Annotated in this window: 29 protein-coding genes; 21 read left to right on the plus strand and 8 right to left on the minus strand. The window is 65.4% G+C overall.

The window, feature by feature from the left end; genetic code table 11:
- The first annotated feature begins 16 nt into the window (after positions 1-16).
- From GAU_RS11655 to GAU_RS11705, 11 genes are read left to right on the plus strand one after another with little or no spacing between them, the layout of a single operon-like run.
- Positions 17-3,415, plus strand: a complete 3,399-nt coding sequence (locus GAU_RS11655) for a hypothetical protein (RefSeq protein WP_156799002.1) — start codon at positions 17-19, stop codon at positions 3,413-3,415.
- A 17-nt stretch (positions 3,416-3,432) separates the two neighbouring features.
- Positions 3,433-4,335 carry a hypothetical protein gene (locus GAU_RS11660; protein ID WP_041265486.1) on the plus strand — a complete coding sequence of 301 codons (903 nt, stop codon included), beginning with the start codon at positions 3,433-3,435 and terminating at the stop codon, positions 4,333-4,335.
- Positions 4,332-5,135 carry a hypothetical protein gene (locus tag GAU_RS11665; RefSeq protein WP_012683752.1) on the plus strand — a complete coding sequence of 268 codons (804 nt, stop codon included), beginning with the start codon at positions 4,332-4,334 and terminating at the stop codon, positions 5,133-5,135. The genes GAU_RS11660 and GAU_RS11665 overlap by 4 nt, the downstream gene beginning before the upstream one ends.
- Positions 5,135-5,512 carry a hypothetical protein gene (locus GAU_RS11670; RefSeq protein WP_012683753.1) on the plus strand — a complete coding sequence of 126 codons (378 nt, stop codon included), beginning with the start codon at positions 5,135-5,137 and terminating at the stop codon, positions 5,510-5,512. The genes GAU_RS11665 and GAU_RS11670 overlap by 1 nt, the downstream gene beginning before the upstream one ends.
- Positions 5,509-5,853 carry a hypothetical protein gene (locus GAU_RS11675; protein ID WP_012683754.1) on the plus strand — a complete coding sequence of 115 codons (345 nt, stop codon included), beginning with the start codon at positions 5,509-5,511 and terminating at the stop codon, positions 5,851-5,853. Before GAU_RS11670 ends, GAU_RS11675 begins: the two co-directional genes overlap by 4 nt.
- Entirely contained in the window at positions 5,850-6,314 is a 465-nt protein-coding gene (locus GAU_RS11680; RefSeq protein WP_012683755.1) for a hypothetical protein, read from the plus strand. Before GAU_RS11675 ends, GAU_RS11680 begins: the two co-directional genes overlap by 4 nt.
- Positions 6,314-7,027: a M15 family peptidase gene (locus GAU_RS11685; RefSeq protein WP_012683756.1), complete on the plus strand. Its 714-nt coding sequence runs from the start codon at positions 6,314-6,316 to the stop codon at positions 7,025-7,027. Before GAU_RS11680 ends, GAU_RS11685 begins: the two co-directional genes overlap by 1 nt.
- On the plus strand, positions 7,024-7,617 hold the full coding sequence (locus GAU_RS11690) for a hypothetical protein (RefSeq protein WP_012683757.1): 594 nt from the start codon (positions 7,024-7,026) through the stop codon (positions 7,615-7,617). The genes GAU_RS11685 and GAU_RS11690 overlap by 4 nt, the downstream gene beginning before the upstream one ends.
- On the plus strand, positions 7,610-9,277 hold the full coding sequence (locus GAU_RS11695; protein ID WP_156799003.1) for a hypothetical protein: 1,668 nt from the start codon (positions 7,610-7,612) through the stop codon (positions 9,275-9,277). Before GAU_RS11690 ends, GAU_RS11695 begins: the two co-directional genes overlap by 8 nt.
- Entirely contained in the window at positions 9,277-9,957 is a 681-nt protein-coding gene (locus GAU_RS11700; RefSeq protein ID WP_012683759.1) for a hypothetical protein, read from the plus strand. The genes GAU_RS11695 and GAU_RS11700 overlap by 1 nt, the downstream gene beginning before the upstream one ends.
- A 14-nt stretch (positions 9,958-9,971) precedes the next feature.
- Positions 9,972-10,901: a hypothetical protein gene (locus GAU_RS11705; protein ID WP_012683760.1), complete on the plus strand. Its 930-nt coding sequence runs from the start codon at positions 9,972-9,974 to the stop codon at positions 10,899-10,901.
- A 58-nt stretch (positions 10,902-10,959) separates the two neighbouring features.
- Here GAU_RS11705 and GAU_RS11710 read toward each other — a convergent pair whose 3' ends face one another.
- The 3 genes from GAU_RS11710 to GAU_RS11720 all read right to left on the minus strand — a co-directional run bounded on the left by GAU_RS11710 (position 10,960) and on the right by GAU_RS11720 (position 12,866).
- The gene (locus tag GAU_RS11710) at positions 10,960-11,559 is read right to left on the minus strand and encodes a PEP-CTERM sorting domain-containing protein (RefSeq protein ID WP_012683761.1); all 600 of its coding nucleotides are present in this window, start codon (positions 11,557-11,559) and stop codon (positions 10,960-10,962) included.
- Between the two features lie 184 nt (positions 11,560-11,743).
- Positions 11,744-11,962: a hypothetical protein gene (locus tag GAU_RS11715; RefSeq protein WP_012683762.1), complete on the minus strand. Its 219-nt coding sequence runs from the start codon at positions 11,960-11,962 to the stop codon at positions 11,744-11,746.
- A 274-nt stretch (positions 11,963-12,236) separates the two neighbouring features.
- Positions 12,237-12,866 (minus strand): hypothetical protein, encoded by a 630-nt coding sequence (locus tag GAU_RS11720; protein WP_012683763.1) that lies wholly within the window; start codon positions 12,864-12,866, stop codon positions 12,237-12,239.
- A 130-nt stretch (positions 12,867-12,996) separates the two neighbouring features.
- Between GAU_RS11720 and GAU_RS11725 the strand changes: the two genes are divergently transcribed.
- On the plus strand, positions 12,997-13,179 hold the full coding sequence (locus GAU_RS11725) for a hypothetical protein (protein WP_012683764.1): 183 nt from the start codon (positions 12,997-12,999) through the stop codon (positions 13,177-13,179).
- Here GAU_RS11725 and GAU_RS11730 read toward each other — a convergent pair.
- Positions 13,176-13,880 (minus strand): SOS response-associated peptidase, encoded by a 705-nt coding sequence (locus GAU_RS11730; RefSeq protein ID WP_012683765.1) that lies wholly within the window; start codon positions 13,878-13,880, stop codon positions 13,176-13,178. The genes GAU_RS11725 and GAU_RS11730 overlap by 4 nt on opposite strands.
- Positions 13,881-13,993: 113 nt before the next feature.
- Between GAU_RS11730 and GAU_RS11735 the strand changes: the two genes are divergently transcribed.
- On the plus strand, positions 13,994-14,746 hold the full coding sequence (locus GAU_RS11735; protein ID WP_012683766.1) for a DUF5131 family protein: 753 nt from the start codon (positions 13,994-13,996) through the stop codon (positions 14,744-14,746).
- On the opposite strand, the gene tcmP is transcribed toward GAU_RS11735, so the two are convergent.
- From tcmP to GAU_RS11755, 4 genes are all read right to left on the minus strand, one after another.
- The gene (tcmP, locus tag GAU_RS11740; RefSeq protein ID WP_012683767.1) at positions 14,736-15,911 is read right to left on the minus strand and encodes a three-Cys-motif partner protein TcmP; all 1,176 of its coding nucleotides are present in this window, start codon (positions 15,909-15,911) and stop codon (positions 14,736-14,738) included. The two genes, GAU_RS11735 and tcmP, sit on opposite strands and share 11 nt — an antisense overlap.
- Positions 15,911-16,111 carry a hypothetical protein gene (locus GAU_RS11745; protein ID WP_012683768.1) on the minus strand — a complete coding sequence of 67 codons (201 nt, stop codon included), beginning with the start codon at positions 16,109-16,111 and terminating at the stop codon, positions 15,911-15,913. The genes tcmP and GAU_RS11745 overlap by 1 nt, the downstream gene beginning before the upstream one ends.
- Before the next feature lie 92 nt (positions 16,112-16,203).
- Positions 16,204-16,644 carry a hypothetical protein gene (locus GAU_RS11750; protein ID WP_041265490.1) on the minus strand — a complete coding sequence of 147 codons (441 nt, stop codon included), beginning with the start codon at positions 16,642-16,644 and terminating at the stop codon, positions 16,204-16,206.
- A gap of 445 nt (positions 16,645-17,089) precedes the next feature.
- The gene (locus GAU_RS11755) at positions 17,090-17,626 is read right to left on the minus strand and encodes a hypothetical protein (protein WP_041265491.1); all 537 of its coding nucleotides are present in this window, start codon (positions 17,624-17,626) and stop codon (positions 17,090-17,092) included.
- Positions 17,627-17,743: 117 nt separating this feature from the next.
- On the opposite strand from GAU_RS11755, the gene GAU_RS11760 reads away from it, so the two are divergent.
- From GAU_RS11760 to GAU_RS11795, 8 genes are read left to right on the plus strand one after another with little or no spacing between them, the layout of a single operon-like run.
- The gene (locus GAU_RS11760; RefSeq protein WP_012683771.1) at positions 17,744-17,971 is read left to right on the plus strand and encodes a hypothetical protein; all 228 of its coding nucleotides are present in this window, start codon (positions 17,744-17,746) and stop codon (positions 17,969-17,971) included.
- A gap of 5 nt (positions 17,972-17,976) precedes the next feature.
- Entirely contained in the window at positions 17,977-18,534 is a 558-nt protein-coding gene (locus tag GAU_RS11765; protein WP_041265492.1) for a hypothetical protein, read from the plus strand.
- Positions 18,531-19,103: a hypothetical protein gene (locus tag GAU_RS11770; protein ID WP_012683773.1), complete on the plus strand. Its 573-nt coding sequence runs from the start codon at positions 18,531-18,533 to the stop codon at positions 19,101-19,103. Before GAU_RS11765 ends, GAU_RS11770 begins: the two co-directional genes overlap by 4 nt.
- Entirely contained in the window at positions 19,100-19,321 is a 222-nt protein-coding gene (locus GAU_RS11775; RefSeq protein ID WP_012683774.1) for a hypothetical protein, read from the plus strand. The genes GAU_RS11770 and GAU_RS11775 overlap by 4 nt, the downstream gene beginning before the upstream one ends.
- Positions 19,318-19,737, plus strand: coding sequence for a hypothetical protein (locus GAU_RS11780; protein ID WP_012683775.1), 420 nt, complete (start codon positions 19,318-19,320; stop codon positions 19,735-19,737). The genes GAU_RS11775 and GAU_RS11780 overlap by 4 nt, the downstream gene beginning before the upstream one ends.
- Positions 19,734-20,726 (plus strand): hypothetical protein, encoded by a 993-nt coding sequence (locus tag GAU_RS22475; protein ID WP_012683776.1) that lies wholly within the window; start codon positions 19,734-19,736, stop codon positions 20,724-20,726. The genes GAU_RS11780 and GAU_RS22475 overlap by 4 nt, the downstream gene beginning before the upstream one ends.
- A complete protein-coding gene (locus tag GAU_RS11790) occupies positions 20,723-22,468 on the plus strand; it encodes a ParB/RepB/Spo0J family partition protein (RefSeq protein ID WP_012683777.1) in 1,746 nt (581 codons plus the stop codon). The genes GAU_RS22475 and GAU_RS11790 overlap by 4 nt, the downstream gene beginning before the upstream one ends.
- Positions 22,469-22,723, plus strand: coding sequence for a hypothetical protein (locus GAU_RS11795; RefSeq protein ID WP_012683778.1), 255 nt, complete (start codon positions 22,469-22,471; stop codon positions 22,721-22,723). It abuts the gene before it with no gap.
- The last annotated feature ends 74 nt before the right edge of the window (positions 22,724-22,797 follow it).

The following is a 22,797-nucleotide window of genomic DNA, read 5'->3' on the forward strand; positions in this document are numbered from 1 at the left end:
CTGGGCGTGCACCGTCATGGACGGTTGGACGTCAGCGGGTGGTCGGCCGCTGGCCGATCTCGGTGTCGCGCTCGATGGCACAGAGCTGGTGCGGGACATCACGGGCCGGGGTGGGGCGCAACTCGTATTGCTCGCAGAGATCGCGTGGCCGTGGCTCGAAGGGAGGCCGGTCATTCGCATCGATCGCCGGGAGCGCAACGACTATGTCGAGATGCGTTGCGTCGGTCGGCAACGCGCTACGCTGGGCCCCGAGGGATTGCAGTGCATCGCGACACTGCGGCCGAGGGTGTACGAGCTCTCCGATAGCGATGTGATTCGCGAGTTTCTCGGCGGCCGCTGGGTCTACTCGTTCGATGTGCGCGCCACCGTGCGTGAAGTGTTGGAGCGCTTCGTCTTCACGAACCTCGTCTCCGATCGCTTAGACGGGATTGTGCTGGGCAGCGTGTTGGAAACAGAGCCGCTGCAGTGGGCATGGAAACGACAGACCCGCGGCGAGCTGCTCGAACAGGTCCTCGACCGCGGAGTGTGTGAACCGCGGTGGAGTTACCGCCCGGATGGTCGCGAACAGCTCGACCTCGTGTCCGACCTGGGTATCGAGGCGGAGATTGTACCGTTGCGGTATGGCGACCGCCTGGCGCGCCTTGGCATCAACGAAGACACGCAGGCGCTGCCGACGCTGTATCGGTTGGCTGGGGATGCCGTCACACCCGACAGCGAAGCGGCCTCGTTTGCCGAGAACGCCTGGCGCGTCGCCAGTGTGGGTGCGCCCAGTGGGGGGCTTGTGGCGGTAGAGCTGCGCGAGATCACCGGCACGCGCTCGCCCATCCTGCAGGATGGCATGTGGGCCGGCCATCCCGCCCTGCGCCTCGATCCGTGTTGGTTGCAGCGCGCTGAGGGCTTGGTGCGCATGCCGATCGAGGCGTCGAGTGCGAGCGCCAGCACCGTCACCGTTGCCGCCGCACAAGCGCCCGCAGTGGGCGAGATCGTCAGCCTAGTTGCCGATGGCATCGGCACGCCGCTCGAGTTGATCCCCCTGCCGGCATCGATCGCCCGATGGGGCTACGCGGTTGGCGATCAGGAGGTGCCGGGTGGTCGCCCGGAGCGGCAGTATCTCGTGAACGCCGGCCACGAGAATGGCCTCACCGGCTGGGAGGCGTTCGGATTCGTGCCCGCGACCGGCGTCGCCGTGCAGCGCGACGAGATGGGGGTGTCGTTCAGCTTCCGCGCGAACGGGAGTCGAGCCGGAGGCACGGGCACTGGGACGCCTATGCTGGTGGATGGCATCACGCCGCCCGGGCGACGCATCCTCGCCCACGATCGCATCACGCAGGAGGGCTGGAGCAGCGCGCTGACGGCCGCCGCGATCCCCGACGCGAACGGCGCCTTGTCCGTGCCGCTGGCGTCGGGCCTGCCGGCGCCGATGGCTGACAACGATGCCATTCGCATGCGGCGTCTAGAGACGGCCGCGCTGGCGATTGTGGCGGGCACTCCGCACAGCAGCGGGCGGCTGCATCTCGATGTGGGCAATGCCGCCCTCGCGCAGCGGCTCGCGGCCTTCGCGCGATGCGACCGCTATGGCGGCGGTGCCCCAGGGGACCTGCGCCTGGTCGGTCCGAGTGGCGAGCGATTCGACGGCAATCTCGTCGCACTGGATATCCATGAGGACGATGCGGAGGTGCTGGTGGCCCGGTACGCCGCATACGGCGCAGGGGCCGAGTATCCGCCCATCGTGGCATTGGGCACCAACGTGCAGGTCGTCAGTGCACATCGGCTGCGTATCTACACCGCCGATCACACGATGACGGGCACGCTGCTGTTCGACTTCGTGCGTCACGGCGGCGGTGTCAATCTCCCTGAGTGGTTGTGGCACCCCGGCGGCGGAAGCGTGCTGCGGTTTATCGGTACCATCGTCGGCGGTGGGGTGTTCGCTGGGGCGCCGTATCTCGAGGCGGATCTGATCGGTGCGCCGGCCGCGCTCGATTTCGTGGGACTGACGGGCGCGGTCGCGGGTGTGCCGCTGTTCGATGGCGAGGGCCGGTGGATCGGCAACGAGCAGCGCATCTACGTCTACGGCGACGCGTGGGCCGGAAGCTGTGCGCTCACGTGGCTGCGCGAGACGCGCACGATGCGCGTGAGCGGAGCCCATAGCGGGGGCGCGACGACCCTCAACCTCAAGCCCATCGCCGCGTTGGCCACACACAACTGGTCCGGTGCCGACACGCTGCACACGCCAGACCGATCGTTTGTCGTGGGGGGGATCGGGACATGGCTCGCCGACGGCACCGTCTCAGTGCCCTGCACCGTGCCCGGAGGGGTCACCGTGCGCGCCGGCACGCGGGTCTGGAGCGGTTGGCATGGTGTGGGGCCGGCGGATGCGTGGATGGTCGTGGCGGCCACAGTCGTGGGTCCAGCCAGCGCGATCCTCGTGCGCGGCGGGGATCGCTATCCCAGCGCGTGGGATGGGGTCTCCACTGCCCCCACCGCGCTGTATCGCGTGCCCAGCGAGACGGTATTTGAGCTCGATGGCAATGTGCTCGAGGTGGCGTCCACGGTGACGTCCGATGGCAGCGGCGCCGCGAGCCTGGTGCTGACCGCTCCCAACGGTGCGCCCGTGCCGAACGACGCGCTGCTACACATCACACGCCCGGTGGTGCTGGGGCCAACCGATCGCCAGACCGGGGGGCTGCTACGCCTGATGTGCGCAGTCGGCGGAAGTGGAGAGATCTTCGGCTTCACACCGGGCTGGCGTTCACCGCAGTGCTGGTTCCACGTGATGCCCGGCGCGACGCGCACGATCACGTTGCGGTCGCAGTTTCGATTGTCGATGGCGGACTGGTATGCCGGCGAAGGTCCAAGTTGTGCGATCGAGGATGCGGCGTTGCAGATCCTCGGCTGGGGCGCACTCGGAGACGACGGCATCCTCATCGACACCGAGGCGGGCACCGTCACAGTGATCGCACAAGCGGTGATCTCGGCGAGCGGCTGGTATCGTGCCCGGCTGTGCGGCGGGCCCACGAGCGACGCGTCGAAATGGGTGCTGCACGACGAGTCAATGTTCTACGCCGGCGACGCAAAGGATGCGCCGTACACGCGTGATAGCTACCCCAGCAAAATGCTGCTGCGCTGTGCGCCGCTGTTTGACGAGCGAGCGCAGCCGCGTGTGCAGGACTCCGTCGACATCGAAGAGTTGTCGACGATGTTCGCCGCCGCCATCGGGCTCACGGGCATGATACCGCCGCTCGTCCTGGGCGGGCGCGTGCATATCGAGGAACTCGATCGCCTCGAGCGGCTCACGACCATTGTGGAGCGTCCAGGAGTGCCAGTAGCCCGCGTGGAGATTGGCCAGGTGGGGCGCGATGGCGCCCGCCTGTTGGGTGAGACCGTGCTGGCCGGAAACGTGGGAGGGGTGCGCTAGTGTTTACCGTCGGCCCCATGTCCTGGTTGTTTCAGCCGCCTCCGACGGGCAGCGCGATCACGCCGCGTCCGCCGGCGCCACGGCGCATCGAGACGATGCTATGGATCAACGACTGCCCGCTCGAGAGGCTCGGCTTCGTGTTGCAGCGGCCGCAGGGCTGGCTTGATGACGTGACGCGCGTGCTGCCGGAGACGCTGCGCATTCAGGGCCTCACCGGTGGCCAGTATCAGGAGCTCGCCCCTGCTCCGGCGCTCGATATCGTGCTCGAGGGCGCGTTGATCGATGTGTCGATCGATCAGTTGCAGATGCAACTCGCGATGCTGCGCGACTGGCTGAGCGGATTGCTGGAGCTGCGGTGGCCGCATGCACCGCAATCGGTGCGCCGTGGGCGTGCGGGCCCAGTGACGGTGCGCGCGCTCAAAGAGACGTCGGCGTTTGTGTCGCCCGATCGCCAAGCGTGGTTGGTGTCGGTCACGATTCGCTGCGCCGATGCGGTGGCGTACCATCGCCACCCGCGTCGCGTGCGCCTCTCCACCACGCCGCGGCCAATCATGGTTGGGGGCCTGTCGGTCGGTGGCGTCATCACGCTCGTAGGTCCGCTCTCTGGAGAGGTGCGGCTGATCCTGGAATCGCCAACCGGTGTGCGCCTGGCGCAGCTCGCGTTGGTGATCCCGGGCCCGGAAGCGTTGGTCGATGCACAGGACACGGCGACGATTCGCATGGACGCGCCGAACACCATCGTGCGACGCAATGGCAGTGGCGAAGAGACAAACGTCTACCACTGGCGGCCCCTCGCACTGAATAGCGGCTGGTGGAAGGTGTCGCCGGAACACGCCGATCGGTGGAATGGCCAGTATCCCCGTGCACGCCTGTCTACCGGCAGCGGATGGTGGCGATACCACCTGGCGGAGGCCGCGTGACTCTCATCCCACCACTCGGCTCCGAGCAAACCGACGTCAAATACGATGGTCGGCAACCGACGCTGCGCAGCCGCTCGCGCTGGGGCTGGCGGGCGTGTGATGGTGTCGCGAGTCCGCTCAATCCCGGCATGCGCGCGCTGTATGCCGGTCGTACGGTGGCCGCCACGATTCACGATAGCGATGGCGTGAGTGGCACCATTCCCACCGCCGATCTCGCGTTCACGTCGACGGACTGGGATGGCGATACAGTGCGTGAGGAAGACACGCTGCTCCTCAGCGCCGAAGAAGCGTTGATCTACAACGATCCGCACACCGATCGCCTGCACTGGGACAACGGCCCACTGACCCTGCGCTACGAGTGGGTGCACCTCGGCCCGGGGCCGTTGTGGTCGTTCTGTGCCGAGAGTGGCCTGGGGGCCTGGCTGCGCCTCGCCGGAGAGCTCGACGACGCTGGCGAGGAGGACGTGCACACCATCGTGTGGACACACGACAACGACACGTCGGCGGTGACGTCGGTGGTGCCGGTCGCCATTGGAGATCGCTGCAGTGCGATTTGCCACCTCCATGCCGATGGGCGTGTGCAGCTCGAGCTCGTGCGCAACGGCGCCAGTGCGGTGCGTGGCGATCGCTCCGCCGCGCTCGCGATCCTGGGCGTCTGGGGCAACGGCGGCACGACCTGTGTGCGGGTCAACGAATGGATCGATGCCGAGGGCGAGCCGGTACGCGGCACGCAGCAATGGCGCACGGGCTTCGTCTTCGGCGGCGTGCTACCGCGTCGTCGTGTGCTGGAGCTGCTCTGATGGCACGTCTACCGGACGGCTACACGATCGAGCCTATCACTGGGCGTCTCGTGCCGATCACCAGCCGGAGCATCTCGCGGCGCCGTTTCATGGGCCGTTTGTCGTTTGTCGAACAGGTCGCACTCAACGTGATGCGGGCCAATGTGGTCGGCGATCCAGAACTGGCGGCTGCACTGCAGACACTGGCCGACCTGCGCGATCTGTCGCAGTCCATCAACCTCGACGACGACGACACGATCGCGGGCGCACAGTTCTCTGTGCAATGCCTCACGGCGCTGCCACCGGAGCACCCGGCACACATCACACCAGAGGATGCGCCGTCCCGCATCGCCGCGTGGCTTGCAGACTATCCCCAACCCGGAGAGCCGACCACATGAGTCCAGGGCTTGAAATCACCTTGGCTGTGCTCGGGGGAGGCAGCGCGTTCACCGCGATCAGCACGGCCGCGATCAAGATCGGGGCGTGGATCCTGAAGCGATTGATCCGCGAAGAGATCACCCCATCTCTCTCGACAATGACCGACGAGATCCGCGGCATGCGCTCGTCGTATGATCTCGCCCAGCTCTCGCACGAGCACAGCACGGAGTCGCTGCATGAAAAGCTGTCCGTGCTGAGCAACGAAGTGCGAGCGGTAAATGAGCGCGTGGATTTCGTGGAGTCCACGACCGATGCGATCTCGGTCCGTGTGGAGATGCTCGAAGCAGCGGAGGGGACATGAGCACATCAAAGATCATGGTGGTGGAAGGCATACGTGTGCGAGCCACGACGAATGCACGCGTGCCCCGTGCGATCACCTGGCTGCGCTATTTGCCGCGCCGCGTCAACGACTGGGCGCTGCGGCACACCGGCCGCACACCTCTGCCCGAGCACCTGCGCCCGAGTCGTCTCACACTGGGTGTCACGCTGGGTGTGCACATGCGATTCAGCGAAGACGGCCCCGACGTGTCGCCGCAGCTGTTCACGCACGAATTCCAACACGTCCTGCAGCGCAAGCGCCTGGGCTTCTGGGAGTACTACCGTCGCTATCTCGTCGATTTGGTGCGGGATGGCTATGACCATGACCACGATCTCGAACGGGAGGCGCGAGAATATGCGCGGGACAACGCGGCACGCTTTGCTCGGTATTGCGATATGCTGCCTCGGCGCAGCGGCCACCTCAACGATCAGCAGGCCGCCTGATGCACGACGCACTGACGAACGCACGCCGACGACGGGCTTTGTCACGCCCCCTCGCGTGGCTGTTGGTGGTCAGCGCACTGGCGCTGAGCCTCTACCCCTCGCTCTCACGCGAGCACGCTGTGCGCGCCCAGAGCAGCGACACCACTGGGTTGCGCGTGGTCACGCCGCCGAATGGGAATCCGTTCGTTGCACTGCCGAAGCCGTGCTGGCCCGAGCACTCGCTCACCGGGCGCGACACGCTGTGGCACTACGTACCCTGTCGCTCACTTGATGTCTATCCGCCTGGCATGCGCATCCAGGTCGAGTGCGTCCTCGATCGCGTGCGAAAGGGAGGATGGGGAGAGCCGCTCATCGCAGAAACGTGGCGGTCCCCTCCACTGCAGTGGTACCACTGGGAGAAGGGGCGCACGCGCCCTGGGCAGATCGTCACCAACGTCAGTGATGCGCGCACCGGGTTCCACTATTGGGGCCTCGCCATCGACATCGTGCACGGAAAGCGCGGCTGGGCGTATCCGCGATTCTTCGAGTGGCTCGCGCGCTACTACGAGGCGTGCGGGCTCGTCGCGGGCGGTTACTGGAAGAAACTCAAGGATTGGCCGCACGGACAATTCGCTGCGTGGGAGTCGATGTCGCGTGCGCCAGTGTGGGCACGACGGCTCATGGCCGAAGGCAAACGGGATTCGCTGTGGAAGATGGCGGGGGCGATGCCATGATCCCCTTCGCTTCGATCGGCGCTGCGATCCTCAAACACGTGCCGGCACCGGTGTTGTGGTCCATGGTGGGCGTGAGCGTTTTCATCGGCGCTGTGTGGGCACACGGTTCCGCCGTCGATCGTTTCGGCGCGGCCGAGTATGCGCGCGGCAAACGCGATGCACAGCGTGCGGTAGCAGCATCCGATTCCCTGTTGAGGGCACGCCTTGCGGAGAACCAGCAGCGTGCGGAAGCGCGGACAGACACCGCGCAGCAGTCACTGCAACATGCGCGCACGCGCCTCGCGCCGGCCATCGCGGCGCTTCCGGCGCCCGTCGCGGCTTTGCCTGAAGTGCGCCTGCTCGTCGTGGCGGCGACGGCCGTCGAAACCACAGCGAGTGAACTCCGCGCCGCGGCCATCGCAGAGCGTGCGGCGGTGCATCTCCGACAAGCGGCCGACTCGGCCGAGATCGTGCGGCTCACTGTGCTGACGCATGCGCGCGCGGACACCATCGCGATGCGTGATCACGAGCTACAGAAACGCCCCACGTGGGGCATCGTCGCTGGCAGTACCATCCTCGGACTGATCGTGGGGTTCTTCGCACATGAGTAAGGCCATGCTACTCACGCGGCGGCGCTACCAGCCGCCGATCGGGACGGCCCCGGCGGGCATCCCCGCACAATTGAAGCGCTATGACGGTGGGAGCGGAAACGCGCGCTTTCGCGGGGCCGTGCCCTTCGCCAAAGGAGTACTCACCAGCAGTGAGGGCGTGAGTGCGTTTCGCATTCTCGTCAACGGCGTAGAGCCCGCGGGTGGCGTGTTCGCAAAGCTGCTGGATACGCGGCACCGGGATGGCAGCTATCGCAGTGTGTACGTCGAGTTCGACGCCGAGTGCGCGCCCTTCGAAGAGATCCCCTGTGTCGTGCACCTGGGAATGTCGCGCACCGTGCCCGATATGGAGGCACCAGCCGATGCGGTCGAGTTGTCCCCGCGCAGCTGGCAGGCAGCGGCAACGCTGTTCGGCATCACGGACGATCAGTATCTGTGCGATGCGGAGATCGTCCCCATGCCACTGGTGCCGCTCCGTCACCCAGGGATCCCGGACAACGTGCGGGAGTTTCTGACGACGGGGCACGACATCTGGAACGCCCGCACCGAAGCAGCCAAAGCGGCGCAGTACGACGAGCAGTATGCCCTCGCGTGTCGCTACATCTGCACGGGCAATCTCGACTACCTGGCGGAATGCCTCCGGCGGCATCAAAGCGACAATGTGCCGACGACGCTCACTCGCATGCCGTTCTCGTACTACATCGTCTCCTCCACGTTCGACCCCGGCGTCGATCCGGGGCTCATGATGAACCCCAGTGGCTACGAATCCACCGGCGATGAGGCGGGTCGCACTGGGGAGCAGTGGAGTGTTGGGTTGACGTGGTTCCCGATCTATGTGCTGACCGGCTGGGAGTATGCCCGCATCGGCCTCGAGCGATGTGGGGCGGAGAGCATGTCCGATATCGGGTACAGCTCCGTGGGATCGTTTGGTGGGGACGGGAGTTGGGTGTATCCGCGCCAACTCTCTCGACGCAAGCTGCGCGGGGCGGCACTGGGCGCCACCATCGAGCAGCATCGCCACATTAACCTGAGCAGCGGGGTGCATTTCCAACGTCCGGGCGGCGCGCAGGTGGCGGTCTCGATGCGGACCCGCGTGCAGGCGTTGATCACGCGCTACAAGAACCTCGCGGCGAGCATCGTGCCCGGAGCGGGCGGTGTCCCAGCGTGGATACCGGAAAACCTGTGGCTGTGTGGACCGAACGCACTGAACGGCACATACGACATGTTGCCGACCTTTCAGTTTATCACGGCCGAGGCGTTGTGGATCACGTACAATGCCGGCATCGACACGCGCGACGAAATCCTCGCGGCGCTGGATGTGATCGCGGACCTGTGCCTCTCACAGCTCCGACTCGCGGGCAATAGCACCGCGTCAGGGTACCCGATCTATGGGATGCCGTACGGCCTCACCAATCCGCCGGAGAACACCACGGCAGAAAACGGCACCTACTCCATCATGACGGCGTGGTTGTATGGGTGGAAATGGGCGCGACAGGGAGACGAAGCGGCACGCGATATGTGCGCGCATGTACTGGATATTCGCCATATCCGCTACGCGCTGAACGCCGTTGAGGGCTTCGATCGCAAGACCACCGGAGAGATCTACTACATGGCGTATCACGCGGCTGCGTTGCTCGCTGGCGCCCCAGCGGTGGAGGAATAGTGGGACTATCTGTCTCCAACGTCATAGCGTGGGACTTTACCAGCGCCAGCACGCCGCTCGCCTCGAAGATCGGCCAGGCCGCCACGTTTTCGTTGCTCAACGGCGCGGACATCACCGAAGCCAATGGCATCCGCTTACTCACATCGGGCGACCGCGCCGATCTCTCGTGCGCGGCGGGCGGGCGCTTGGTTGGGTGGACGCATCCCTACACGATGGTGTCGGTGTTCATCTGTCCGCGCACTGGTAGCGCGGTCTCGATTCCCATGGGCCGGCGAGTGACGTCCGCCGGCGCGAACATTCTGGGCAATGGCGCCAGCGGTAGTAGCGGTGCCATTCACGTCGTGAATAGCGGCACGGGGATCAATCCGACGGCCACCGCGCCGAATGGTACCCCCGTCGTGCTGATCACGGAGTTCCGCGCGAACGGCACTGCGGTGTGGTTCGGCGCGACGAGCATGTGGTCGAATGCCGTGAGCTACACGATGCCCGCCCTGAATACCACGGACATCATCCGTTTCGGTCCGGGCGACGGCAACACGGCAGCGATGACCGCACAAGGATTTGCGCTGGTTCCCGGTGTCCTCTCGGCCGCTGATCGGACGGCGCTCGCCGCCAACTGGCGGACGGCGCTGTTCCAGCCGCGACGTGCGGCCACGGTCTATCAACTTCTCGCCGCCTGACGGCAGGAAACTCTATGGCACGCGACTACATGCGACAGGCGGGCACGGCCAGCCTGATTGTGGATGTGCAGTTCATCGACGGCAGCACAGGGCTGCCCGTGACGACACTGGCGCACGATACGGCTAACCTGCAGGTGTACGCGAAGCGGGCCGGTGGAACCAAGGCGGCCATCGCTCTCGCGAATGCAACACTCGGTGCCTACACGAGCGGTGGATTCAAACACGATGCGTACGGCCGCTATGAGCTCGGCGTGCCCGTCACCGTTATCGAACCCGGCGCAGAATTCGTGGACATCTTCGGTGGGAAAAGCGACGACGCCAATATCGTCATGATCCCTGTGTCAATCACGCTCACGGAGTATCCGCCGTTCGAAGACAACACCACGGCGATTGCGGAGGCCTCCGGCAACAGTGCCACATTCACCTCACCGCCGATTGCTCGCAACGAAGAGAATGCCCTGCGGCGCCGCATCTTTTTGCTCATCGAGAACGCAAGTGGCGGTGCGTGGGAGGGCGACGTCGAGGGTGTGAAGGCGCTATTCACGCGCAGCGGTGTGTTGATCGAGGATGAAGAGACGCTCTCACCGGCCGATATTGTGCGCGTTGGTGGCAAGCTGCACTGGGTTGACCCGGGCCAGGCCTACACCGATGCGGAGATCGGCACGGCGATTACGGCGCGCGTGCCGGCGGCAGAGGGACGCCGCGAGGCAGCGACGGTGACGTCCATCGGTACCGCCGGCGCCTCGGTGGCCACCGAAAGTGTTGACGAAATCGCGAAAGCCATGTTCAAGGCCGTGCACGGGATTGGCGGCTACGGCACCCGACCGGTCGAGGCCGAGAACAAAGTGCTCGTCACGATCCCCGGCGAAGGCACGGTCGAAGTGCCCGCGCAGTTTGCCGAGGTGTTCCGGGCGATGGTCGCACTCGGTGCGGCTGTCGCTTGAGACGTGAAAACAGAACGGCGCCCAATGACGGGCGCCGTTGACATGCAGAGGCTCTGGATCAGCGTGTTCTGCGACGGCGCAGCGCGAACACCCCCAACAATCCCGTGGCCAAGAAGGCGTAGGTGCTGGGCTCAGGGACTGCCGTCAGACGCAGTGTCGAGAATCGGAGTTGTTCCGTGTCCCACGGGTACACTCCCCGCGGGCCATCCAGATACACGAGATGGAGGTCGATCCACTCCGGGCGCCATGGCGTCGGCCCGTCCAAATGCAGGCCGTTCTGCCAGGGATCGACGCGACCGGGTTCGCACCAACTCCGGTCCATGTTGCCAACCCAATAGCATGAGTTGCTGGCGTGATGGACGTCGGCCTGCATCGCAGGAGCATAGCCGTTGATGTACCAAGCCGATCCGAGCCCACTATCGTGAAAGCCCCCGGTCGCGTACCACGTGCTCGTCGCCACCAGGTTGAGCACCGGGCCGTAGAGCGTCCCGCCGGCATCCTGATGCTGCGTACCAGTCACCCGTATTTGGTGGCAGGATCCCAGGCCCACATCGCACCCCGCAAAGGTGAGCGGGGGGAAGAGGTTGAATGTCTGCTGCGCTCCCGCGCGCCCCGTGAGTCCAACCGCCATCGCAATTGCCGCGATCAGTTTCCGCATTGCATCACCCCATAGCAGACACGCCAGTTGCCGCCCATCGGCACTGGCCGCCCTCGTCGCGTGGCTGCGCGGCGGGGGCGAATTGCAGGGGAATGTGCAGTCCGGGCGGGAGCCTGACGAGGGCCGGAGATGCCCCCTTGGCCCAGTGGGTTTGCCACCGTGCCAAGGGGAACTGCTGACTGGGCTATCTCCGGTACCACAGGAAGAGCACCTTCAAGACCTCGAAGATCAGCGTATCACGCAGCACGACGCCGACGCAGATCAAGACCGCCTGTGTCCAGCGGTACGTCATGCAAGGCCGTCGACGCAACGACCGAGCGTGTCTGGTGGAGCTGGTGCGGCCGCCGCCGCGGTAGTACTGCGCATTGGGGCGCTTGGGGCGCCGATTGTGCTTCTGTGCCATTGGACGTTCCGTGGATCACACATTCATCGCAGATCGTGGCAGATCTGCTTCGGGTCAGCTCCCGCAACGAGCGGCCCCAATCGGGATCGCTCGGTCGTATTTATGGCTGGCGGTTAGTGGGCTCCTGGGATTGGGAATGGGGGATGAGGACCAGCGGCCGCGCTGTTGGTCCTACTCTAGGGGGAAATGGGTCAATCCCTCCAACAAGGAGACGGTGGGAGCCAGCTTGGTTCTATTGCGGCACCCATTGCGTCAACCCACAGGGGCCAGGCCTTCAGGTCGGTCGTCCCACCACGAGATCCCGCGCCATCACGTGGTCCTGCCCCCGGAAATCGACATACCGGAACGACAGCACATAGGCCCGCTCAGGCCCCTGTTCCTCGAGGACGAGTGTCACCCGCCCACCTACATCGATGCGCTGCGGGCAGCGGCCCTGCAGGAGCCCGGAAACCAGGTCCTCGCCGGACAGCAGGTCCATCGAGCAGTCACGCAGGATGGATGTGCCCTCGTTGATCAGCGTGATGACACGCCGTGGCCCCTGACCGGTGAGGACGAGCGTGACCTGGGTTGTCGTGTCCTGCATGAGGCGCTGCGGCCAGGGTGGTATCGCAGGCACGTGGAAGCCACCAACGAAGACCCAGCCCCGCCATCGCTGCAGCGCCGCGCCGGCGATGGCCGTGACGGAGACGTGCACGCAGCGACGGTGCACGGTGAGGCGCAGCAGCGCTTTGGCTCGGCCATCCGGCGCCAGCTCGGTCGGGAGACCCTCCGCAATCTCTCCCGTGTAGCGATTGCTCTCGCGGTCCCACAGGCGTCCCTGGTCCGCGACCTGCAGCCGCAGACGCTTGAGAGGCTCGGTGCCGGCGTTGCGCACGTGGATCTCGCACTCGGTGCCCCGATCCACGACGGCGATCCGGAGGGGTGGGAGAGGGGCGGAGCTTGTCATTCCGAAAGTTTCGGGATATCTTCGGTTTTGTCTACCGCCCGTGCGTGGGAAACTGACAGCCGTCTGACGCCCTTGAGTAGCATCCCCCATGCGCTACTACCTCGATCTCGGCCACGGCCCACTGGTGGAGTGCGAGGATGCGCACCAGGCGGCGTCCCTCGGCTCGCTGTGGCTGACCGCGCAGCGGGTACCGGACCCGCTCTATCATCGACTGATCGCGGTCAGAATTCGCGCGATTGCAGCGGTGGGACGTGGAACGATTGTCGCTTAGAGCAGGCGCGTATCATCGACGGGCGCCAAGCATTCGGGCCCTTCGTTGCGCGCGTTGCTGACATGCTTCGAGACTTCGTACGCCTTGAACTCGCCGGGATCCCATTTGCGAATCAGCGCCATCGCCTGGTCGGGATCGGTGTCCGGCGAGAGCCATGCCGCGTAGTCCTCAGGCGGGAGGATCATGGCCATGCGATTGTGGAGCGGCGCAAACAGCGCGTTCGGCTCAAGCGTGATGATCGTGGCACTAAGGCCTGCAGATCCATCCTCGAAAATTCCGGCAAACGCAAATGGCGCACGATCACGGCGCAGGATCGCGTGGGGCTTCTTCGCCGTGCCCACCTTCTGCCATTCATACAGCGCATCAGCGGGAATCAAGCACCGCTTGCCACGTTTCCATGCACTGCGGAAGGATGGTGCCGTGGCAATAGTCTCACTGCGCGCGTTGAACGTGGCAGCTTTCTTCATCCAGTCCTTCGCGTCGGTCACGAATGGCGGCAGGAGCCACCACAGGGCATCGTCGGCAACCACGCCTTCATCGGTCGTTCGCAGCACACTGATCTGCGAGGCCGGCGCGATGTTGTACCGCTCGCGCAGCATCCCTTGGCCACGGTAGATGATACGGATGTCATTGAACCCGCCGATCTCTGGGTTCCCATCCGCGTCGTACTTCAATCCCTTCTTCACGAATCGGCCGCACATGTGACACACCCTCGATCGAGATGACGGCGCCGACTGGCGCTTTGGGAATACCGCAGTGAAACTTGCACCGTGTCGACCGCACCGTGCACGGTGCACCCTCTCCAGGCGGACTTATGGGTACGAACACTGGCATTGAATGGACCGACGCGACGTGGAACCCGATGACCGGGTGCACGAAGATCTCGGCGGGCTGTGATCACTGCTACGCGGCCATCGTGGCCGAGCGAAAGACGAAAGACGTCTACCTGAAGCGGCTGCCGGTGAAAGACACGCCGGCGAATCGGGAAGATCCGTTCGCGCCGCGCTTCTGGGACGATCGCCTCCTGTTGCCGCTGACGTGGCGGGAGCCCCGGCGGGTCTTCGTGAACAGCATGTCGGATGTGTTCCATGCCCAGTTCTCGCTGGACATGATCCGCGCGGTGTTCGACATCATGGCCATCGCCTCACAGCATCAGTTCCAGCTGTTGACGAAGCGGCCCGAGCGCGCCGCGCGCCTCGCGTCCGAGTTGCACTGGCCGGAGAACGTGTGGGTCGGCACCTCGATCGAGAACATGGACGTCGCCCGCCGCGCCGATGCGCTGCGCGAGATCCCCGCCGCAGTGCGCTTCATCTCGGCCGAGCCGCTGTTGGGTCCCGTCGACACGCTGGATCTGACGGGGATCGACTGGGTCATCGGCGGCGGGGAGAGTGGTGCCGGCGCCCGGCCGTGTGATCCGGCCTGGGCGCGGGGTCTGCTGCAGAACTGCCGACGGCACGACGTGGCGTTCTTCTGGAAGCAGTGGGGCGGCTTCACGCCCAAGGCCGGCGGGCGGCTACTCGACGGCGAGACTTACTCGGAGTTTCCCCGAGAGTTGATCAGCGCCTGAGAAAACGCACGATCGCGCGGTCGTAGTTGCTGTTCGTAACCGGACCTATCTCGAGCCGCCCCGAATCCCGCAGGCGCTTCAGCGCTGCGTTGTGGTCCTTCTGGCGTAGAGTTGTGCCAAAGCGTCGCACGAGTGCCGCGCGGATCTCGATAAACTCCGCCCCTCTAGATCCTTTCGCTTCAGCAGCGTCCAGCAGAGCAGAGTCAATTTCGCTATCGGGGATGCGGAGGGACGGAACCGGTGCGAACAGGTTCCCCTGGCCACTGCGATTCTGTTTGCGCGACTGTTCCTGCAGATCCTGCCCTTCCAGCAGCTTGCTCACGACATCGTTCATCATCACATATCCGTGCGGGCTTTCGCTCACATGGAGTAGATAGTACTTCGGAGCAGCACCGTGAGTCGGGCGCACTGGCAGATACTGAGCGTACGCGAAACGCTTGGCGAAAGCCGCTTGATAGCGAGAAAGCACCACCTCGCGGCGACGGTGCCGCAGCCATTGGCGACGGTCCTCAAGGGAGTCTGAGATCACATCGGGATCGATGTTCATGCGCTTGAGTAGGTCCGCAAAGGCCTCAGCAGTTTGCCGATACTCCGGGTGATCGCGACCCTTCCGCACCTGTCCAGCGAACCGAGTGAGAAGCGTGGCGTCCACGCGCAGCAGCAGTTCAAGGGGGGCCGAACGCACCGAATTCAGCAGCGGCTGGAGGCTGTCGATGGTCACCCCAGCCCCGAACGGATCGAGAAAAATGAACGTCGGGATGCCCGCCGAACGCGCGGCGATTTCGTCGACATAGTCGGCAAATCCCCCCGGCATGACCCACGCACGCTGCGGCACACGAGTCCACGGCTGCAGCGCCTCTTGGAGGGACTTCACGCACTCGGGATCCTGCTCGATCGCGTGGACATTGATGGCAATGCCACGATCCTTCATCGCAAGATCCTGATTGAGTTCGACGGCGAGCAGTGGCGACCCAGGGCTGCCGTCCGCATATCGACCAGCCCCAGCAAATCCATCCACCACAAGAATGGTGTCGGATGCACGCTGCAGCTTGTACACGAAGACGCGAAGGTACCCCGACAGGATCTTGTGCTTGATCTGTGCCCACTCAGAGGGGCCTTCGTTGAAAAAGCGCTCCGGTTGATCGGAGGCCTTCTTGGGCACCATCACCGCAGAGTTCCTCCGTCAGGGGACGTTCGGGTGCGCTGCAATTCAGCCGCAATCTCACGACTGCGCGCGCCGCCCTTCTCGGCCGAGCGCTTCAGTTGTCCCGATGCGTGGAGGCGACGCCCCACGGTCTGCCCGCCGCGCACTCGGACTTCATCGGGCAGCATGGCGTTGAGTTCGCGCGCTCCGCCGGCTGCCATCCACTGGAGTTGATGGACCTTGTTGACGAAGACCCTCCGCGCAGCGATTGGCTCACCGCATCCGCACTTGCAGAGCTTCTGGGCGCCCACAGTCACTGGGACTTCATCCGGCTCGCGAGTTCACGAAACGCGAGTCGCGCCTGCTGATCGAACTCGAACTCGTCGCGGCACAACTTCGCTTCGACCTTGGTGGCGTTGGCCATCGCAATGAGTGCTGCCGGAGGGAGCATGACAGTCACCGTCTCGCCAACACCCGGGCGAAGTACCCGGCCATCGTGATCGGCTGCAGGCGTTTCGAAGGGCTTCCCATCGACAAGAAACAGGAGATCGTGGCAGCGGAGATATTCCCACTGGGCACTGCGCGATTGCACCATCAGCAGTACGAAGTCAGGGACTTGTGGCGTCTCACCCTTGTACACGAAGTGCGCTGATGGCCGTAGAGTGGTGAACGATCGGCCGTCGGCCGTGCTCGCCCGCACCGGTGGAAGTTCGAGCGATGCGACGGTCTGTTGCTTGAAGCGATCGAATTCCACGCGAACAAGACTCGCAATCTTCGAGTCTCCTGTCGGAGAAGGAACGGCAATTTCGACCGCAGTCTGTGCCGATAGCGGGGTGGCGGCGACCGTAGCCGCAAACAAAACGCAGCGAGCGAACTCAATCGTCCTCCCGATTCCACGGAGCAACATGTACACCTCCAGAATTGGTGATTGATGCAACGATTCTTCACACATCTCACTGCGCTGCGCTGGCTGCACTCTCGCCCGCCCTCCTTCTACCGTGTGCTAGCGCCCCTATTGCTCTTCGGCCTACGCGCACGAACCGGAGACATCTTAATTGCGTGGCCTGGGCACCCCACTCATTCGCTGGCAGTCAGCACCGGTGTGTCGCCGCGAAGATCGTTGCAGTACCGAGGGCGCCTCCGCCTCGCGCTATTGCGCACGACATTGGGCGAATTAGAAACACAGCAAGCGATCGTGCCTATTCTGCCCTGCCCTTCTTCTTCGGCTTCGCCTGTGCGTTCTCTTGCTCGACGCTCGCCAAGAGGTCACCGGCAGCGTCGCCCAATTCTGCCACGGCGTCCGCGCTGAGATTCGCCGCGATGTAGTTCGCCTCGATGTTCGACCACGGCTCAAGGTCGTCCACAACCGTCTGTTGATCGGCTAAGACGGCCTTGAGCATCGACACCAAAGACTGCGCGCGCCCACGAATCTCGGCGAGGCGTTTGATGTTCCGTGCAGTACGTGCCTCAGCGGCACCGAGCACCCCTTCAGCAACCCGCAAGGGTGCTCCCGAACGCTCGGCGTAGGTCGTGTCGTAGCTGGATTGGCGTGCCTTCTTCGCGCGCGCGGTGGCCCATTTCAGAAGCGCCTCCTTGTTCTCCCCCTGCGGGCGCTTCCCGCCCTTCCAGCCCGCTGCGGTGGAATACGGGACCGGCACGCGCGCCGCCGCCCGTCGCAGGGAGCTCCCGGCGACCTCCTCCCAAAACAGCTCCAGCGCCCTGTCCAGCTGATCCATTACCCCTCGCGTCGATCAAAAGGGATCACTGACCCTTGCGGTGATCCCTTTTGATCCCTATTGTTCCCTTGCACGGTTCAACACGGTTCAACTCTTAACGGTGCAACCCGAGAACATATGCCGAGCATCGACCGGCGGAAGCCGTTCAAGGCAGCATTGGCGGCATTGGGCGAAACCCAGACGGCTTTCGCCGAAAAACACGACGTGACGCTGCAGCACCTCCAGCTCGTAGCGAAGGGTGGTCGCGACAGCATCCCGCTCGAGGCGGCGATCGACGAGCTCATTGCGCGCGCCGAGCACGTGACCGCCATGCCTGCCGCAGCGTCCCGCCCCACGGCCGCCTGACGAACATGGCCACCACAAACTCGATGACCAACCAAAGCGGCGCGGCCGTTTTGGAGCGTCCACGGCCACTGTCGGTGCGGGAAGCCGGCGAGCAGTTCGCCGCCATGGTGCGGCAGGACGTGCGCGCGTGTGGCCAGCGCTCGCCGGCAGGGCGCTTCCCCCAGCCCGCCGGCGCGTTCTACGAGATGGGGCGCGACGATGCCGATGTGCGGGGGCTGTCGCTGTCGGTGATCGGCTGCGCCATCATCGCCATCGCGCAGTCGCCAGCGACCGATCCCGGCGCGCTCGAGGCACTGTTTTTCAAGTGGCTCGCCTGGGCGGAGTCGTATCGCCCGGACACGCCGGACTGCTACGCCACCGAATGGCAGCGCGAGACGCGCCAGGGCGCAGAGACGGATGTCGCCCAAGCTCGGGCACTGCGCGCGTTGGAGTTACTGGACCTGCCGGGGATCGATGCCGCACTGGCTGAGAACGCCGAGCAGGGCGCGTCCCTGCGTCGCATGTCGGCCCGCCTCCACGTGATGCGCCGAGAAGTCGTGGCGCTTCGAGGGATGAGAACATGAGCGAGACGAACCAATCGCTGAGGCAGCAGGTTCGCCAACTCGATGCCGAAATCGCGGATGCGAAGACGGCCAAGAAGCTCGATGTGGCCGGGCAGACCGACCGTTCGCTCACGGCATACGTGCATGGCGATCAGCCAGCGCCGCTCCCACTGGGCCCGGGTGTTGTCGTCCCGTTCGACGTTGAGGCTTTGCCGCCTGTGCCCGACGGTCAGGAGCGGCGCACCGTGGAGTATCAAACTTCCGAGGGCGAGACCTTCTTGGCGTGCTACGTGCCCGGTGCGCCCCGGCCGTGGTATCGCAGTCGATTCGGCGGCGCCGAGTCCTTTGTCGCGCTGTGGGGATTGCAGCCCGACGACAATAGCGTCGCGGCGGTGAAGGAGTTGCTGCACCACCCGTTCCGGGACATTGAGGTGCCACGCGATGAGGCGTGGGCGCAGCTCACCCAAGAGCTGGCGGCACTGGTGCGCGAGTGCGACGGCAACACGTACGCCGGCGAGATCAATCCCTGTGCGGAACGGATCCTGCGCCGGCAGATGCAGCCACGGGTGTTGCCGGGAGTACCAGCATGAGCGACTGCTCGTATGCGTTTCGCGTGCTGCTCACGGCGGGACTCACGGTGCTCGTGTCCCGCCTGTGGCTCGGCATCATCATGCACCGTCACCCTGACCCCAAAGCCGCGCCGCTGCGCGCCCAGTCCATCGGTGGCCTGTTGACGATCGCCCTGGTGATGGCATTGGCCGCCATCGTGTGGGGCATCGTGGCCGCCATCTGGATCTGCGGACAATGAGCGCTGCCCGTCGCCTCACCTATGTCAGCCTCGGCTCGGGTCGCTCCTCGTCATACACGTGGGACCGTGGCACCGTCGCGCCAATGGAATGGGTCGGCCGTCTCGGGTCCGATGCATCGATCGCGCTACGCAAAGTGCTGGCGTGGGATGAAGCCGCGACTGATGACGAAAACCTCGAACTCGCCCGCAACGCACTGCAGTGTGTGTGTCTGGTGGGCACGGCGCGCGCGGTCCCCATCGAGCTGCTGCGGCGCGTGCTGGATGGAATTCGGCGTCGCGATCCCAACGCCGCACACCTGGCACAACTCGGCATTCATGGGCCGGTGACGCGTCTGCGGGCCGAGCTCGCGGGCGAAGCGTATCTGGATGGCCTCGGCGCTGCGTTTGTCGCAGGACCGGTCGAGGTGGCGCGATGAGTGAACCCACCGCCGTGCGCGATATCCTCGGGCCGAGCGCGATGCCGGTACCGGAAGTGCCAGACCGGCCGCTGCGCGCGATCGACCATCACGACCTGGTGCTATTCAAACGACGCGTGAATGCGCTGGCCGAGCGGTCGTGGAAGCTGCTCAAAGCGCAGGAGGGCTCGACGGGCCGGGCACTCACGATCCCCATGCTCGTGGCACCCGTGCTGCAGGAAGTGCTGCGCACGCGCGAGCTCACCACGTTGGGTGACGAAGAGCTGTTCCGGTGCCTCTGGGTGCCGGCCACGACCACCGCGACGCTCGGGAGCGATATCCGGCCGTCGGTGGACTACGAACCGCCGCTCCGCATTCCGCGGGTGCAGTTCGTGCCGACCACCCGCTATCGCCTGGCGCGCCTGCAGGGCCTGGGCGCCACCGCGATCAAGTACGGCATCGTGCACGCCGGGGATCGGTTTCGGTGTGACGTCGAGTCGCATCAGCGCACCGTCTCCCACCAGATGGCGTCCGGTGGACGGCGTGGGCTGCCCATCAAAGCGTTTGTGTCCGTGTTCGCGCACGGCCGGTACCTCGGACAGGTCGAAGAGATGGTCGCCTGGCGCCAACGGATCGCCACGCGCCCCCATGCATGGCATCGCACGTGGCGGGACCACGCGTCGCAACACCTGCTGGCGAGAGCCATGAGCCAAGTGGAGAGCCAAATCCATGCGGCGAAGCCTGTGGCTTTCACGGACGTCGCGCGGGCCGCCAGCGAGCTCCTACCGGGCAATGCGGCCGACTTCGAGGGCTATGGCGGCCAAGCCATTGGCCTCGTGCCCACGCCGATCCTGCGCCGCATGCGGCAGTGGATTGCCCTGTCCCCCGCGCGCCAGATCGCACACCAGCGGCTCGATGCCGCCATCACCTGCATCATCGCCGCCCGCCGTGCGGCGGCCACGGCCCCCGCTCCAGCCCCCACCGAAGCCTCAACCGAGATCGAATCATGAGCCCTGTCGTGGTCACTGAAGGCGTGGACATCGCCCCGGACAACGTCGCTGGCACCGTCGAGCCGTACGCTCCCGAAGCGGCCCCAGAAGCCACCGTGCGCCGGGCGGCGGTGCCGATGCGTGTCGCGCTCAGACAAGTGCACGCCTCCCCTTCGAACCCCCGCAAGATCATCACGCTCGACGAGATCGAGGCGCTGGGGGCGAGCCTGCAGCAGCACGGCCAGTTGACCCGCGTGTTGCTGCGGCCGATGGCGACGCCCAAGGGCGCGGATCCGTCGGTGCAGCACTACGAGCTCGCCGCAGGCCATCGGCGCTCGTTGGCCGCATTGCATCTGGGCTGGACCGACATCGATGCCGATGTTCGGGAGATGGACGACCACTCGTTCTTGATGGTGTTGTGGGCCGAGAACCTCCAGCGTGCCGATGTCCCCCCGATGGATGAGGCAATCGGGATCCGCGACTTGCAGGCGGCGGGCTGGGATCTCGCGGCCATCGCCGCAGAAATCGGACGCCCCGAGGCCTACGTGCGCGGGCGGCTCGCCCTGCTGCAGTTGTCGCCGGCCGCCCAGCAGTCCATGCACGTCGGTCTGCTGCCGGTGACGCACGCCCAGGAGCTGGCCAAGCTGCCCAGCGCGGTCCAGGATGACGTGCTGCGGGAGGTGTTCAACCTGTCGCCGGTCAAACTCACCGACGTGGATGCGGCGCCTGAGATCGAAGAAGACCTCCCGCCGGACGAGGACCTCGCTGCGGTCTTCACGGAGGACAATCCGCACGGCTATCTCGCGGAAGAAACGTGGAAGCCCGTGCGCGTGCCGACGCTCGAGGACCTGCGCGCCGATCTCAAGGCGCGGTTTTACCGCCGCTTGTCGGTGGTGTCCTGGCCGCTCGATGACAGCACGCTGCTGAAGGGCGCCGGCGCGTGCACGACCTGTGAAAAGCGCAGTGGCCATGCGCCGACGCTGTTCCCCGAGCTCGTGAACGCGCGTGGGGAAGCGTGCCTCGACGTCGCCTGCTTCCGGGCCAAAGAGAAAGCATTCGCCCGGCGCATCGAACAGCAGCAGCTCGCGGCGACGCTACCGGAAGGGGCGCCAATGCCGAGCAAGAAGGAACTCAAGGCGAGGGAAGCAGAAGCGCGCGCCGCTGAGAAGGCCCGTAGCGAGCAGGAATCCGCGAAGGCCCAGGCTCAGCGCGAGCAGCGCTATCAGATCAAGTCTCGGGCGCGGATCGCCGGCGTGCGGGCCGTGCTGGCGGAAGTGACACCGGCCGGTCTTCACAGCGTCCCGCTCCTGCGCGCGCTGCTCCACCTCATCATCGACTGCACCAAGGTGTTCGAAGGGCCCAAGGACATCGTGTTGCTCGAGGTGCTGGGCCTGGCACTGCCCGCGCCACTGACGGCCAATTGGCATTGGCAGGCCGAGGAAGTGCGGACGTGGGTGGATGACCCCACGCGTACGGAACGGCATCTGGTGCGCGCGCTGGTGCTGATGGTGCTCGCCACGTCGGGAGATGTCCGGGTGAGCGACTACTTCGCCGACCGTCAGTATCCGGCCCTGCTGCAGTTGGCCGAGGTGATGGGCGTGAACATTGTCGACATCATGGCCGCCACGGAGCGGGAGACAAAGGAACAACTGGTGGCTGCGGCCAAGGCCGAGAAGCAAGCCACCAAGGCAGCGGCGAAGAAGCCGAAGCGGAAGGCGCAGCCGGCGTCGAGTGAGGACGACACCGTGGCGGCGGTGGCCTAAATGGCACGGCGCAGCTATCGCACCGGCCAGTGGACGCCGAAGGAAGAACGCGAAGAGCAGATCCGCGAGCAATTGCGCGCCGGCGTCACGGATCCCGCCACAATCGCCTCGGCGTTGGGCTGCACGAAAGACCTGGTCATGCTGCGCGCCCGCGAGATGCCGGATGTGGAGCGCCGCATGCGCCGTCCCGACAGCCGCACCCGACGTGCGGTCATTCTCACACTACGCCCGACGCGGGCGCCGGAGGTCGCATGAGGTTGTCCGAGTGGACCATCGCGTTTCTCATCGCCATTGCGGTGGGGCGTGCGTGCGCGCGCCTGATCCTGCGC

Origin of the sequence: Gemmatimonas aurantiaca T-27 (assembly GCF_000010305.1) — a bacterium.
GTDB lineage: Bacteria > Gemmatimonadota > Gemmatimonadetes > Gemmatimonadales > Gemmatimonadaceae > Gemmatimonas > Gemmatimonas aurantiaca.

Bases quoted from the DNA above. Each gene is read 5' to 3' on its own strand.
- GAU_RS11655 (WP_156799002.1), top strand. From the start codon at position 17: ATGGACGGTTGGACGTCAGCGGGTGGTCGGCCGCTGGCCGATCTCGGT.
- GAU_RS11660 (WP_041265486.1), top strand. From the start codon at position 3,433: ATGTCCTGGTTGTTTCAGCCGCCTCCGACGGGCAGCGCGATCACGCCG.
- GAU_RS11670 (WP_012683753.1), top strand. From the start codon at position 5,135: ATGGCACGTCTACCGGACGGCTACACGATCGAGCCTATCACTGGGCGT.
- GAU_RS11675 (WP_012683754.1), top strand. From the start codon at position 5,509: ATGAGTCCAGGGCTTGAAATCACCTTGGCTGTGCTCGGGGGAGGCAGC.
- GAU_RS11680 (WP_012683755.1), top strand. From the start codon at position 5,850: ATGAGCACATCAAAGATCATGGTGGTGGAAGGCATACGTGTGCGAGCC.
- GAU_RS11685 (WP_012683756.1), top strand. From the start codon at position 6,314: ATGCACGACGCACTGACGAACGCACGCCGACGACGGGCTTTGTCACGC.
- GAU_RS11690 (WP_012683757.1), top strand. From the start codon at position 7,024: ATGATCCCCTTCGCTTCGATCGGCGCTGCGATCCTCAAACACGTGCCG.
- GAU_RS11695 (WP_156799003.1), top strand. From the start codon at position 7,610: ATGAGTAAGGCCATGCTACTCACGCGGCGGCGCTACCAGCCGCCGATC.
- GAU_RS11705 (WP_012683760.1), top strand. From the start codon at position 9,972: ATGGCACGCGACTACATGCGACAGGCGGGCACGGCCAGCCTGATTGTG.
- GAU_RS11710 (WP_012683761.1), bottom strand. From the start codon at position 11,559: ATGCGGAAACTGATCGCGGCAATTGCGATGGCGGTTGGACTCACGGGG.
- GAU_RS11715 (WP_012683762.1), bottom strand. From the start codon at position 11,962: ATGGCACAGAAGCACAATCGGCGCCCCAAGCGCCCCAATGCGCAGTAC.
- GAU_RS11725 (WP_012683764.1), top strand. From the start codon at position 12,997: ATGCGCTACTACCTCGATCTCGGCCACGGCCCACTGGTGGAGTGCGAG.
- GAU_RS11730 (WP_012683765.1), bottom strand. From the start codon at position 13,880: ATGTGCGGCCGATTCGTGAAGAAGGGATTGAAGTACGACGCGGATGGG.
- GAU_RS11735 (WP_012683766.1), top strand. From the start codon at position 13,994: ATGGGTACGAACACTGGCATTGAATGGACCGACGCGACGTGGAACCCG.
- tcmP (WP_012683767.1), bottom strand. From the start codon at position 15,911: ATGGTGCCCAAGAAGGCCTCCGATCAACCGGAGCGCTTTTTCAACGAA.
- GAU_RS11745 (WP_012683768.1), bottom strand. From the start codon at position 16,111: ATGGCAGCCGGCGGAGCGCGCGAACTCAACGCCATGCTGCCCGATGAA.
- GAU_RS11755 (WP_041265491.1), bottom strand. From the start codon at position 17,626: ATGGATCAGCTGGACAGGGCGCTGGAGCTGTTTTGGGAGGAGGTCGCC.
- GAU_RS11760 (WP_012683771.1), top strand. From the start codon at position 17,744: ATGCCGAGCATCGACCGGCGGAAGCCGTTCAAGGCAGCATTGGCGGCA.
- GAU_RS11765 (WP_041265492.1), top strand. From the start codon at position 17,977: ATGGCCACCACAAACTCGATGACCAACCAAAGCGGCGCGGCCGTTTTG.
- GAU_RS11770 (WP_012683773.1), top strand. From the start codon at position 18,531: ATGAGCGAGACGAACCAATCGCTGAGGCAGCAGGTTCGCCAACTCGAT.
- GAU_RS11775 (WP_012683774.1), top strand. From the start codon at position 19,100: ATGAGCGACTGCTCGTATGCGTTTCGCGTGCTGCTCACGGCGGGACTC.
- GAU_RS11780 (WP_012683775.1), top strand. From the start codon at position 19,318: ATGAGCGCTGCCCGTCGCCTCACCTATGTCAGCCTCGGCTCGGGTCGC.
- GAU_RS22475 (WP_012683776.1), top strand. From the start codon at position 19,734: ATGAGTGAACCCACCGCCGTGCGCGATATCCTCGGGCCGAGCGCGATG.
- GAU_RS11790 (WP_012683777.1), top strand. From the start codon at position 20,723: ATGAGCCCTGTCGTGGTCACTGAAGGCGTGGACATCGCCCCGGACAAC.
- GAU_RS11795 (WP_012683778.1), top strand. From the start codon at position 22,469: ATGGCACGGCGCAGCTATCGCACCGGCCAGTGGACGCCGAAGGAAGAA.